Below are 14,159 nucleotides of genomic sequence, written 5' to 3' on the forward strand. Positions count from 1 at the left end.
ATTCATTCATTATGGGCGTTTTTTATTTTTGATTTAACTTTGTAGTTAGAGAAAATTACATTTAAAACAGCAGTAATGGTTAAGCTTATATTAGGCTTGGTAGTCTATAGATTTTTGAAGGTGTGTAGTATTTGATTTGTTTGTTGTATTTTCGTAAAAAAGTGAAGACATGAAGATAGGTGCCCTACTGAAAGAGAATTTCAGAATTTCCATACAATCCATTAGGACGAATTTACTGCGAACAAGCCTGACAACGCTAATCATTGCCTTTGGTATTATGTCGTTGGTAGGTATTTTAACAGCCATTGAATCTATCAAGAACTCAATAACCAGTGAGTTTAGCAGTATGGGGGCAAATACCTTTTCCATCCAAAATAGGGATAATTTGTCGGAGGGAGGACGCCGAGGGCGAGCAAAGAATTTCACCAATATTACCTACCGGAGTGCGCAAGATTTTAAGGAACGGTATACATTTCCTTCCACGGTATCAATTTCGGTATATGCTTCTGGGGCTTCTACCATTAAGTGTGGTTCGAAAAAAACTAACCCCAACATAAGCGTGATGGGGGTCGATGAGAATTATCTCATCTCGTATGCAAAGGAGTTGGATCTTGGTCGGAATTTTACCGAACAGGAGGCGGAAGGCGGGCGGTATTTGGCTATTATAGGCAAGGAGGTCGCCAATAAATTATTCGAAAATCATGAGGATCCAATTGGGAAATCTATTGTAGTTGGTTCGGGACGTTACAAGGTAGCTGGGGTTCTTAAAAGTAAGGGAACCGGATTTGGTGGCGGCGATGATCGAACAGTTTACCTTACAGTAAATAATGTTCGAAGCAACTTTAGTGCCCCTTGGCAAAGTTTTACCATTAACGTTAAACCTAGTTCAATTACAGTACTCGATGTGGCTTCCTCCGAAGCCGAAGGCGTTTTTCGCCAAGTGCGCGGGCTATCGGCTGCTGATAAGACTGATTTTACAATAGAAAAGAGCGATAGCCTAGCAAACATGCTTATTGAGAATATATCCTTTGTGACTATTGCGGCCATTCTTATTGGTATTATTACCCTGCTCGGTGCTGCCATTGGATTGATGAATATCATGTTGGTTTCGGTCTCGGAGCGTACTCGCGAAATTGGCGTTCGTAAAGCCATTGGTGCTCGATCGAAAACTATAAAGCAACAATTCTTATTTGAAACAATCTTTATTGGGCAAATGGGAGGTGTGCTTGGAATTATTCTTGGGGTAATTGTCGGCAATGTTATGTCATTAATAACCGATAGCCCATTTGTTATTCCTTGGGCCTGGATGATGGTTGGCGTTATTGTTTGCTTTGGTGTGGGTATTATTTCTGGTTATTTTCCAGCTGTTAAGGCTTCGCGGCTCGATCCAATTGAGGCTTTACGTTACGAATAATTCGCCGATATGGACTATCACTTCGGTGCCAATAGTTGCTATCATTTAAAGTATTTGGCTAGGTTAGTCTGGACTGCAAAACAATATCCTATAAATCAGGTCGCACCTTACTACTAGGAATTATAGTAATCATAAGAACCTTGTTCATTCATTTATGGTCCTTCAATAGTTAAGAAAAGATTAAATACAAAAGAGGCTGTCTGTAAAGGGACAGCCTCTTTTGTTTTATCTTAGTCTATGGTTCGATTCATTGAATTATCAACTTTACGGTATGCCTTGTTCCTTCTATTACCAGGTGGGCAAGGTATATTCCAGGGTTGAGCATTGAAACATCGACTCTTTCCCCATTGGCTATATTCCTCTTAATTACCTGCATCCCGGAAATATTGGTAATGGTTATGTTACCGGTTGATTCATTTTTCCACTCAACCGTAATTTCAGTAGTTGCCGGAATAGGGTAGATATTAATGCTTGAAATCTCATTTTTATCAATACCATTCCGAATGATGATTGCGGTTAACGTGATGTCTTGGTCAATAATTTCGAAGCTACCTTGGTAGGCGTTAAATCCATCAATCGAAACCGTGTAGTTGTAGTTTCCAGTATATAAGGTTGCAACTATTTTTCCTTCGGCATCAGTGCTGTAGTTTGTTGTATTGATGGTTACTGTTGCGTTGGTAACTGCTCTACTGCCAGATTCCTTCACCAAGATGGTTATATTGTGCTGTAACGGGGATAAATAGATAATAATGGGTGATGCGGAAGAGAGTAGTATATCTTCATCAGGTTTTGCTATGTATCCGGCTGCACTTGCCGATACGGAATAGGTTCCTGTCGCGCTTATTAAATGTGCAAATCCATCTGTTGCACTTACAAAAACCGATGGTCCTACGCTAACTATTCCTCCCTTAATCGGTTGACCATTTAATTCGTTCTCTATCTTAATCTTAATATGGTGAAGAGGTGTCAGTTCGGTAATTAATACATTACCTATCCCCGTGGTTGCAATAGTGCCTTGTTTATTAATAAATCCAGAGGATGTAATGCTCCAATCAGCGGAAGTTGCAGCTCCTAGATAGGCAATTGCTACTCCTAAGCTATTTGTTTTGAAAACGGTTCCATTTACAATTACGCTGGCCGGATAAATAGGTGAGTTTGTCTCACTATTCTTAACTGTAATGGATAATGTTCGTTTTAATTCCATTACAAAAGATTGGCTTGTAACCGGTCCACTTACTACAACTACATCTGTAGCAGTTGAATAACCTTCCTTTTCTAGCTTAAATTCAAATGTGCCATAAGGTAGGGAAAGCACTGTAACTCCCAATGAATTTGTGTGGTACATTAGTTTGCCCACAGTAAGAGTAGCGTCAGCAATTGGGTTCACTCCATCAGTAATTGTAAGCGATACTGCTGAAATACTGCCGGGTAACAAACATCCTATATCAGCTTTCCAACCTGCTGTTGCAACATATTCATCTGCAAATAGCTGAAATGTTAGCGCTCCCGATGCGTTGCTTGCAACTAAGTTTTGTAGCTTAGTTGGAACCGTTTGGCTATTAAATGCACCAATTAATGTTGAGTGAGTGTTTGCACCATCCCAAACGTAGAGCGAATCGTATCCCAATTCTAATATAAGTTGAGTAAAGTTGGCAGTAACCATAGCGCCTGGTTTTGCAGGAAAAATGGTATATGTTTCTCTTGTATTGCTTGTATAGTCGTTGGCGGGACCTCCGCTGTCGAAGAATTTACCATTACAGGTTATACTTGAGCCTTCTTTCATCAATAGGCTATCTGGCAATGCTGAGGTAGTAAATGAATTTACAGGGCAACCACCGCTCTCGCCTGCCTGGTTTTTTGATGATACTGTCCAGTAGAATGTTGTGTTGGGCTGCAAAGGAACACCTAATGTTGTTTTATCTGTTTTTGCAAATAGAGGTGGTGTTGCTTCGATTCCATAGAATACAGTGTATTCGTCGGCATTCTTTCCTATCCACGAAAGTTCTGGAATACGTTGGTTTTCAGCACCATTTACAGGTGAAACCACCGTTGGGCATGCGGGTGCTGATGCGGGTGTAATACATAGAATATCTGCATCCCAGCCTTTTCCTGAAGACGAATATCCACTAGTAAATTTCAGGGTTAGGTATGAACTACTTGAAACTACTTCAAATGCGCTTTTACTGCCCGTGTAATTACCAACAATAGGAGATTTTTCGTTTGGCCCATCGTATATAATTAGGTTGTCGTTGGAGTCCGTCTCAAAGATGTTGAACTTTATTTTCACCCTCAGTGATGAGTCTGCTGCTGAAAGCTTTAGGGTGTAATCTTCGCCACTCTTGTAGTTGTCGTTAGGGCCACCAGTATCGAATAGCTTTTTGCTACACGCTACCACGGTTCCGTTTTGCATTAAAATGTAGTTTGATGCGCCTAGTGAAAATGCTGACGAATCTACTGTTTGAATGCCGTTTGAACAAGCCGCTGAGGCCTTTATATATAACTTTTGACCATTAACGGCTGTTACTGGGGACGAATATTGAACTGCTATTATTTTGGACTCGCCCGGATTTATTGTCTCTAGATTTATTGTTGTTGCCAGTATCTCAAGCAAGCTTGTGTTGGTTGAACCTAGCGTTAATGCTGGTGTTAATGCCGATGCGTGACCTTGGTTGCTTATGGTCACGTTTAAGGTTCCAATCTCTCCTGGTTCAATATTTCCGTTGTTGTTTCCGAACTCATCATCAACAGCTATGTCGGTAATCTTAATTACAGGTTTTTTAACAATCATAGTGTATGTTACCGTGTTGCTATAGCTATCAGCACCCGCAGTACCTGTAATTATCGCGGTGAATTTAATCGTGCTCAAATCTGGTAACTCGTTATTTACACGTATCTTAAATCCACTATTTATGGCAATAGGGTCAGCGCCAATGGCCGTAATAGTTTCAGTTGAATCAATAAGTGTAATTCGGCTGTCGTTTGTTCTAAGCTTAACGCCAACATTTGTTACCTGCATTGGGTTTGTCGATAAGTTCTTGAGCACCATGTTTAGGCTTTCTTCCGCTTTGGTTAGAAGAGCGCCAACTGGCGATAATGAAGATACAATTAAGAAGGGTTTGTCCGCAACAATTACAGGAATAGTGTCTACATATGTTTTTAGATTGAACCCTGTAATCGTTAGTATCGCAGGATTCTGTGGTGATATAGAAGAAAATCCTAGCGAAGCAACACCGTTATTGACTTTGCTCGAAGCCAGAATGATTCCATCTTGCCACAGTGTGGCTATTGCACCATTTGCTGAGCAGCTAACATCAAAGGTGCTTTGAACTACAACTACTACACCTTCATGCGATATGGCTGGTGCCGAAGGGCGTTTTGTTCTTACCATTAGGCTTGGGTCGCCAAATGTTGTCCAAAATTGTGTCATTTCGTATCCCACGGAGCCGTAGCTATCGTTCATTCCCATACATGCGTTGGCAACAATTCCTCCAAATGTTCTTCGTATGTTGTTTTGGTTGCTTTCAATAAGTATGTCTATCATATTGTCTTGCCCAGCCATTGGAGGGTTCCAATCTTGGTTGATGGTTGATGCCACAATATTTACTGTTCCAGTAGGCCCAGCTGCATTTGATGCTCTAGTGAATGCTTCTGCAAAGCATGTTTTACCAACAAAATTTCCATTTACGCATGCAACATCAAAAATAAATGGCCATTTATTATTGTTTGACAATGCGCTAGCTTCCGTATTACCAAAATTCGTAGTAACCCAATAGGTGTCGGCACCATGTCCTACATAGTTAATCAATCCAACGCCATTGTTTATTTGCTGTGTAACTGTTGTGCTCGAAGCACCTGGGTCATATACTTGTGAAACAGCCGTGTAGCCGTATGTAATCAGCTTGGCACGGATATTCTCCATGTGAACCTTGTCTGATTCTCCCTTGTCACCTATACTGCCACCTCCTTCAGCAGAGGCAATCCCCATTGCATTTTCAATCCAAGTGGCGCTTTCGTCAAGATTTTTCTCATAAGCAATAGTTCTGTTCACCATTGTTGTTACATGGGCAACCGTTTCGGCCGAAAATCGACCTACCATTACTTCAGGGTAAGAATCGTCACCTTCAAGAAATCCATAGTAAGTGTCGGAATCCCCATTTCCAGACGAAGTAGTTTGAGGTATTGATTTTGCAGGAATTTGTGCTGCATCGCCTACAAGCAATAGAAATGTTAATCCGTTTGTATGATAGTAGTTCGAAACGTAGGTCTTAAGTGCATCGGCTGATGTTGCTACTTGGCTGTAGTCCACCATCACCGTTTTTATGCCGCGTTGATTCTTCCAGTCCACAAAGGGTTGCATGGCGTTCATAAATGCTGGATGGCATACGATTAACATCGTTCCCTCATCCACCAGAGGAGTGTAGCGAAGGGCTTGAGTGCTATAGTTTATAAATTGCGATTTATATACTTCACTAAACCCCTCATCACGAGTTGGCGATTTGGCTTGGGATTTTGTAACACCTGATTTAGTGTAGGTCACCTCAACGGTGATGGACGTGTATATTCGAAGCGTTTTTTTAATAGGGTTATATTGAAGCGGGAATAGGTTAACGGAAACACCTTCGTACTGGCGTAGGATATAGGGTTTTCCTAATTCAGTAATCACCTTGGGATAAAACTCGTCCTTCTGGTAGGTTGGTCCATAAGTAAATGGAACTGTTGCTGGATCAATATCTCTGCTTATATTTCCTTTTGATGGCGCAATACTAATGTTTTCGATATCCCGAAAATTCGAGGACACAACTCTTACACTGGCTGTGCAGCCGTTTGGAATTATTACCGAACGCGTTATTTTTGGTAATATTGGCGTACCTTTTTCCAGCGTATTTACCGCACCATCAATAAAGAAAATGGATGCTTCGCCTCGAGGTGTGGTTACCATTACCTGATTCGAATTAGGAACATCAATGGTAATAATGGTGCTCGTTTCAGAACTCTTTTGCAACGACACTTTTGTGCGAGTAGGTTGAGCGCTTGTAGAAAGGAACACCGCGATACCTACTGTGGCGATGGCAATGGTTCTTATCAAGGTTGTTGGGTTTGCGTTCATAACTCTCTGTTTTTGCTTGCGATTTTATGGCTTGCAATATCATAAAAAAATAAAACTCTTTACTCTCTGTATAGAAAAACTTTGCGGTTGCTTCTTTCTATTATTGGCTACAACTTGCATCGAATTAGTTTTTCTAACAACAGAAGTAGTGCATATGTTCTTTTTAGCTTGGCTTATTCGTTGCTCATTTTTACGTAGGTTGGCATTAAGAGTTCGAAACTGCTGGAGATAAACAAGAAAAGGGAGCTTTTTACGGCTCCCTTTTGAACATTAAAAAACTCCCGATTTCGGGAGTCTTTTATGATACTATCTGAATAGTTTTACTGCCAAGTCAACAACGCGGCAGGAGTAACCCCACTCGTTATCGTACCAAGACAATACCTTAACCATTTTTCCATTCACCATGGTGCTTAGTGCATCAAAGATGGAACTATGTGTATTGTGAATAATGTCAACAGAAACAATTGGATCTTCGGTATATTCCAAGATACCCTTCATTGGACCATCAGCCGCTTTTTTCATTGCTGCGTTAACTTCCTCAATAGTAACTTCTCTCTTGAGGTTTACCACGAAGTCAACAAGCGAGCCAGTTGGGGTGGGAACGCGAACAGCTAAACCATCGAGCTTACCCTTAAGTGCAGGAATAACCTTTCCTACAGCCTTAGCAGCACCAGTGGTAGTGGGGATTTGCGAAACTGCTGCGCTACGAGCTCTCCTAAGGTCGCTATGAGGAGCGTCAAGAACCATTTGGTCGTTGGTATAGGAGTGAACGGTAGTCATGAAGCCATTTTCGATTCCGAAAGCATCGTTAAGTACCTTTGCGATAGGAGCAAGGCAGTTGGTGGTGCAAGAGGCATTCGAAACACAGGTGTCGCTATCCTTCAAGTCGGCATCATTTACGCCAAGAACAATCATATTATCGATGGCATCCTTCGAAGGAACGGTAAGAATTACCTTCTTTGCTCCATTGAGGATGTGATCGCCGTATCCACCTTTTGGGCTTTCGCGTTGGGTGAAAATACCGGTTGATTCAATAACAACATCTGGAGTAACAGCCCAAGGAATGTTTCTAGGGCTTCTTTCGGCATAAACAGGAACTTTTTTGCCGTTTACGATAATACCTTCTTTGTCGAAGGTTACTACGCCATCGAATCTGCCTTGGGTAGAGTCGTATTTAAGGAGGTGAGCTAATGTTTTGGTGTCGGTAAGGTCATTGATACCTACAACTTCGATTTCTGGATTTTCAATGGCTATCTTGTATACGTTACGACCGATTCGGCCGAATCCGTTGATTGCCAGCTTAATTTTTGCCATGTTGATAGTATATTAATTGTGAAACATTCAGAGATTATCTGCTTTTCCCTTTCAATTTACAAAGATACAATAAACCATGAATAGTTGCCAAACAATGGCTATGGTAAATGTCTGTAAATTACGCAATCGTTACCACACTAGTGGTGCCGCTATCTCGACATACTTATTCCACTGCATCTTTTCGTTGTTGCCGTCTTATTGCCTGCAACCTTGGATCGATCACGCGCCCAAAACGATAGCTTATAAATACCGATATAAAGAACTGGTTATTTTCGGTAAGCGCCATTATTGGGATTTTTTTATAAAAACCCTCAATCAACATCCCTCCTTCTATGACGTGGAGAATTTCTTCTTGATGGCTATATTCAAAACTGAGCGCTGCTTTTATATATGCACCAGGAACGGGCTCCACTTCGTTAATCCCCTTAAAGAATGAGGAACGCTGATAGATATCGAAAGCGCTGTGGATATTCTCGGTGAATTTCTGGGTGTGAGTTTCGTACTCGTTTGGGATAGCTGTGGTGGTTAATACCTCATAGTAGCAAGGCTTTAGAATGCCTAATGAGAAACCGGTGCTACCTATTACTCGAATGGCTATGCTACCTACGTCGGCTTTCGAAAACAGCTCTCGCTGAAGTCCGGCACCTAACCGAAGGGTATAGAAGTTATTCTGTTTTCCGAAAACAAAGCTTCGGTTGCTGGGGTAGGCGGGGTTGTTGATTCTCTCTTCTTTGGGATGCTTTACCCACGAGAAATCGGCTTCAAAAATCCGCTTGTTTAAGTAGTTTTGCCGTTTTGCAAACCGGTATCCAAAACCGAAACCGTTGGAATTTAGCATGATTCCGCCAGTCATCTCGTTCCGGTAGAATATTTTGGAACTGGAAGTGTCTACTTGACCCTGCGCATAAGTTTGGCCTACTTCTACTGTAACCGAAGCAAGGAGAACAAAGAGGATTCTAATAGCTATTCTTTTCAAGCAATGAAAGTTTTATTGCTCTGTAAAGGTATTAGAATTTGACCTTAACGGATGCTTTTGGATTGGAAAAAACTTTTGATGCCTATTCGAAAAAAAAGGAAGGCTAGACCTTCCTTATGAGTTTACAGTTCGTTCTGCTTTTACTTTAGCGTAAGCAGGACAGGGTTTCGATGATTTACAACTGCTTAATGAACCTATAAATGCAACCAAGGCAAGAAGGATTAAGGTCTTTTTCATTTCTGTAATATTAGGTTACTGTTTGCTAAAGTAAATAATTTATTTCGTATTACACAGAATTATTATGCGGGTTTCTGCGTATTAGTGAGATTTGTCTGCTTAGCATATACAGGACAAGGTATATTGTTACTGCAGGAGGTCAGAAGGATTTCAATGAATAGGATTGAAATGAAAATGCATATCTGGAATGTTCGCTTCATAATCAGTTGATATTAAAAGATTTAAACTGAATTTGTCTTTAATGCAATAGCGTTGTGATCCTATTTCAATACTTACACTTACGTTGACTGATATCTCTTTCGAGATGGTTCTTTAAAAAAAACGGGATTGTTTTCGCTGTAAAAATACCACATTTCTTTTAGTTGTTTATATCCCAACAGAAGATTTAATCTCTCGTTTTGTGCTTTTCATCAATGATATCACACGCTTTCAATTTAATATGTAAAACCCTATTCGTTAAGTAGTTGATATAATTTCACGAATGATGAAAATGTTTGGCTTGAAAAAAAGGCCCTGCGTTTGCAGGGCCTTTTTAAATCATTTTGGTCGAATATTACTTCTTCACCATGCGAAGGGTAGTAGTAGTGCCATCTTCGAACTTAACATTTACGAGGTAAATGCCTGAACGTAGATCAGAGGTTGGAACCGAGATTTCAGACTCGCTGTAAGCTCTTTCCATAACCTTTTGGCCAAGCATATTCGAAACGGTTACGTTGCGAACCACCTTACCAGCATTGATGGTGAAATCGTTGCTGAATGGATTAGGGAATGCTCTGGTAGCAATAACTTCGTTATTAGCGATACCAGTAACAAGGACTACATCGGCAGCGCTTCGTGGGTATAATTCGAAAATATTACTTGAATTATACCAAGCCATAACACCTGTGATGTCGTATTTGCTGCTAATTGCTAACTCTAATGTGGCGAAGAGAGATTTGTGAATAGTTAAATCACCAGATCCGTCGTTAACCACAAATACACCAGCTGACCCACTAGCACAATTTGCATTTTTAACCTTTACAAGAACGCTTTCATAGGCTTCGCCGCTCGCTGCTGCTGTGGTGATTTCTGCTGCAGCAGGAAGTGGGTTATTAGAGTTGTCTATTGTCACAACTGAAGTGGCCTCGAATTCTGTTAATTTGTTATATTCTACAAGTTTACCGGTTACAGTTACCTTGTCGCCTAATGCAACAGCTGGAGTCATTACATAAACTAAAACACCATTCCATTCACCAGCACCATCCTGAATGTAGAATGAAGATTGTGCTCCTGAAGTTGTATTTAACTTAATTGCTGTTACAATACCTGAAGTAGTAACGGTTTGGTCTTTATACTGAGAATCGCCCGAAGCATTCACTGTGTATTGAATGTCGTGGATTGTTAGCATGCCGGCTCCAGTGGTAAATGAACGTTTAATTGGGGTGGACATTAGTATGGTTCCTGCGTTGTCTTCGGTTACAAAATACACATCGTAGGTAGTGCTAGCCTCCAAACCGGTAATGGTTGAATTGAAATCGGTAGCCGCAGTTGTAATATCCATCATTGTTCCTGTTGCTTTGATATCAGCGCTAACAGGGGCAGCAACTCCAGAGGCTAGCTTGAGGAAGTAAACCTTTGCTGCGCTCTTTAAATTTACCACAACATCGAATTGGTTCTTACCAATGTTTGTTGATTTTGGATAGGTGGCGGTGAATTCAGGGGCAGTGAAGGTAACGGTAACTATCCAAGGCATAATAGTAATGCCATCTTCCGCAGTAACAGTGTAAGTAACTGGGGAGGTGAAGTTTTGAACACCTGTAGGACTTGCACTTGCACCTAACGAAAGGGTGATGATTGGTTCAATAGCGGTAATAGCGGTACCATAAGGTAGCACTACGCTTACTGTATGGGCTGTAGCATCAATGGTTCCAGCAATACCGGCAAGATTAAACAAGGTAATGTTTGTTGCAGTGCTTAATGTGGCTGCCGTAGTAAAAGTGATGCTCTGAGAAGTAGTGTCATTTCCTGCAGCATCCTGCACAGGGGCAACGGCCAAGTAGTAAAGCTGTCCTGGTGTAAGGCTTGCGCTAGGGGTGATGGTAATAACCTTGCTGGCAGCGCCAATAGTAGCGGTGAAAGGAACAGCAGTTCCTGCTGCACTGGTTTCAGTAAAAGTAATAAGCGAGGTTAGATCAGCATCAGTTACAAGGGAACCATCAGATGTGTTATGAATAGCCTCATCAAAGGTGATGGTAGGTACTATAGCGCTAGAAACTCCGGTTGCGGCAGCAGTAGGATTAAAGGTAGCTACTGGGGCAGTTGCATCAACTCCCACTGGGGTAACATCTGCAAAGGTTGTTCCAACGCGAATCTCATCAATCTCTGCTTTTGGAGTAGTACTCGAATTTCTTAACATAATTGATGTAAAAGCAGTAAATGATGCCGTTCCAGAATTATTGAAAACAGAACCTGCAGGTTCTGAACCGCCCAAAGTAGTTGGGTTAACCCATAAGGTTGCAGTTGTAGGGGTTGTGCTTCTATCGAATTTAACTACAACAAGATAGGACGTTCCGTAAGTTAAATCTGTCGCATAATCAGTATAGGTAGTAGTACCTGTCGATATGTTTTGTATGCAAAATCTGAAATTCGCGCCAGTATTTGTTGATCTAATACCAAGGCGACCGCCTAAAGATGTCACAGAAGTACCAGACGTAGCACCAAAGGCCATAAAGTAGTCACCCGTAGTATTAATTTGTGAATTATCAACTATATTAACTATCGCTGAGAAATACATTGCATTTGCAGATGACGTAGTAAAGCCTGCATTAATATCTCTTGAAGTTGCATTTGCATTGCTAAATAAAAGAACCTTATTTCCAACAGAAGCGGCTAATCCACTATAGGATAAACTGCCATCTTGAATGTCGACTGTGGTTGTTTGTCCGGCTGTTACGCTATGGGTAGTCCATCCATTGGAAGTAGTTCCTGCGGCACCATTACCTCCAACGTAAGCAGGGGTGGCGTAGTTAAAGGTTTCTGTGAAAATTGCTTGCCCCATACCACTAATCACCGTAGTGACTAGCATAAGTGAGGTGAGTGTGGTTGTGAGTAAAGTTTTTAGCTTCATAATTTAAGGTTGTTAGGTGAATATAAGTTGTTTGGTGTTCATTTTTAGGTTCTTACCCCCGTTATTTTTGGGTGGAAAGGGAAAACAAGTTACGCCAAGTTGGGTGAATTCCCAATAAAATATGGAAAATTAGTGTTAAATTAGTGTAACTATTTCGGTGTGCGTTAACGGTGAGCGTGTTATAAAGGTGATGTTTTCATCGATCTAGCATCTTCGCGGCCTATCTTTTTACCATACGCAACTTGGTGCTGGTTCCATTATCAAGATTAACGGTTACTATATATACTCCCATTGGAACATCTAACATATAAATAGGTTTCTCCAATTGATTGACTGTCTGGTCTAATACCTTTTGGCCAAGCAAATTCGAGATAGAGACGTTGTTTATAATCCTTCCTGCGGTAATTGTAAAGGTGCTACTGAATGGGTTGGGGTAGGCGCTTACCAAAACACTTTCGTTGGACTTTATACCTGTTATGAGTGCAATAGTATAAGTCTTTTTTGTTGTTCCATCTTGAGCCGTTACCACAACTGTATATCCGGTATTCAGGTCGGTTGCAATTGCTGCCCTTGCATTGTTGTATACTTCAAAGGTGGCATTTAGGGCAGGCGTTAAGTTGCTCCTGAATGCATCTATGGTTGTGTTTTCGGGTACGTTGGTAATAGTTCCCGCCGTTCCATTAACTGTGTATATTTTAGATGATATGGTTGCATCGCTACTTACTTGTTTTGTTGTGAATTGCCACCTTATATCGCTTGCTATGCCTTCAAAATTTACACCATTTAGGTTCGAAAACGCTCCTTGATCTACCTTTATATAGTAGGAGTAATTTATTTCGAGGGCCGTAGTAAGAATGACTTCGGCTACTGTCCCCTTTATAGTGGTATTGGCTACATTAACTGCGGCTATTTCTTGATCGTTTACGGCCTTGTATATTCTTATAAAGCCGCTCTTCGTTTGAATGCCCGTGTTAAATGTGATGCTTAAAGCAGTATTCGTGGCCACGCCAACTTCTTTGTTTGTTGGTGTTAGGGAAGTAATTGCTGGTCCGGGTTCAACAGTTGAAACCGAAACAGTAATTGTCCATGGCTGCTTGGTTACTCCATCTTCGGCAGTTACGTTGTAGGTAGCCGGAGTAGAAAAGTTCTGTGCAGTTGCACTATTTGGCGAAATTGTTGCCCCATCGGAAACTCCAATTGTTGGCACCAGTGCGGTAACTGAAGTTCCGTAGGCCACTTCAATGTTTACGGTATGGTTTGTTGGATTTATGGTTGCCGGACTGGTCTGTTGAGGAATAGAAAAGCTGGTAATGTCTGTTTCGGTGTTCAGCACATCAATATCTGTCGTGCCATTTACTATAATATCGTCATTGGGCCCTTCAGGCCCCCATGATCCTAACCCAGTTGTTCCTTCCGCATTATATCCGTATAGTCTTATGATGACTGGTTGGTTTTGTGAAGGCAGATTTAGTGTGAAGATGGAACTTAGGGTAGAGGTAACATCGGCAATGACAACCTCGGTGCAGGCGTTGGTGGCATAGTTGTCGAGGTTAGTGCGAATCACAAAGGTTTTTGGGCCTGTTGCGGAACGTTGGTGTTGTAACACAACTTCACTGATGGTAAACTTTTTTCGGGCTGCTGGGGTGATTGTAAATTCAACGTAGTCGGTAAGATCAATGGTCGAAGTTGCAGCCCATCCGGTAGAGTTGAAACGATCAGCATTGTTCCCGGCCGTTATGCCAGAGCCTCTTGTAATGGTGGACGGAGTCAGTTTTGCATCGTTGTAGTTCGAAGCAACCGACAGTTCGCTACCTGTTTTACCTGCAAAATCGAAAGTCACAATCTGTGCTATTGCGTTGCTGCTAAGAAGCACACCAAACAGTAGTAAAAGTTGCGCGTTGAGTAAAAGTTTCCGCATAGTTGGGCCTAATATCGTTGTAATGACTAAAGTTTGGTAATGTGGTGGCAAGGTAACTACAATATACCGACAGGGGGTGTCGTGCCA

Annotated in this window: 7 protein-coding genes; 1 reads left to right on the plus strand and 6 read right to left on the minus strand. The window is 41.4% G+C overall.

The features are described from left to right. The first annotated feature begins 169 nt into the window (after positions 1–169). A complete protein-coding gene (locus tag BLS65_RS00495) occupies positions 170–1,414 on the plus strand; it encodes an ABC transporter permease (protein WP_092434101.1) in 1,245 nt (414 codons plus the stop codon). A 247-nt stretch (positions 1,415–1,661) separates the two neighbouring features. On the opposite strand, the gene BLS65_RS00500 is transcribed toward BLS65_RS00495, so the two are convergent. The 6 genes from BLS65_RS00500 to BLS65_RS00520 all read right to left on the minus strand — a co-directional run bounded on the left by BLS65_RS00500 (position 1,662) and on the right by BLS65_RS00520 (position 14,072). Beyond that, entirely contained in the window at positions 1,662–6,521 is a 4,860-nt protein-coding gene (locus BLS65_RS00500; protein ID WP_092434104.1) for a C25 family cysteine peptidase, read from the minus strand. Between the two features lie 306 nt (positions 6,522–6,827). Further along, positions 6,828–7,835 carry a type I glyceraldehyde-3-phosphate dehydrogenase gene (gene gap, locus BLS65_RS00505; RefSeq protein ID WP_212590467.1) on the minus strand — a complete coding sequence of 336 codons (1,008 nt, stop codon included), beginning with the start codon at positions 7,833–7,835 and terminating at the stop codon, positions 6,828–6,830. Between the two features lie 163 nt (positions 7,836–7,998). After that, complete coding sequence (locus tag BLS65_RS00510) at positions 7,999–8,811, minus strand: hypothetical protein (protein WP_092434107.1); 813 nt, start codon at positions 8,809–8,811, stop codon at positions 7,999–8,001. Between the two features lie 114 nt (positions 8,812–8,925). Beyond that, positions 8,926–9,048 carry a hypothetical protein gene (locus BLS65_RS18875; protein WP_262507973.1) on the minus strand — a complete coding sequence of 41 codons (123 nt, stop codon included), beginning with the start codon at positions 9,046–9,048 and terminating at the stop codon, positions 8,926–8,928. A 553-nt stretch (positions 9,049–9,601) separates the two neighbouring features. Continuing rightward, a complete protein-coding gene (locus BLS65_RS00515) occupies positions 9,602–12,154 on the minus strand; it encodes a T9SS type A sorting domain-containing protein (RefSeq protein WP_092434111.1) in 2,553 nt (850 codons plus the stop codon). A 220-nt stretch (positions 12,155–12,374) separates the two neighbouring features. After that, positions 12,375–14,072, minus strand: a complete 1,698-nt coding sequence (locus BLS65_RS00520) for a DUF5018 domain-containing protein (RefSeq protein ID WP_092434113.1) — start codon at positions 14,070–14,072, stop codon at positions 12,375–12,377. Positions 14,073–14,159 lie beyond the last annotated feature (87 nt).

This window comes from Williamwhitmania taraxaci (assembly GCF_900096565.1).
Taxonomy (GTDB): Bacteria; Bacteroidota; Bacteroidia; order Bacteroidales; family Williamwhitmaniaceae; genus Williamwhitmania; species Williamwhitmania taraxaci.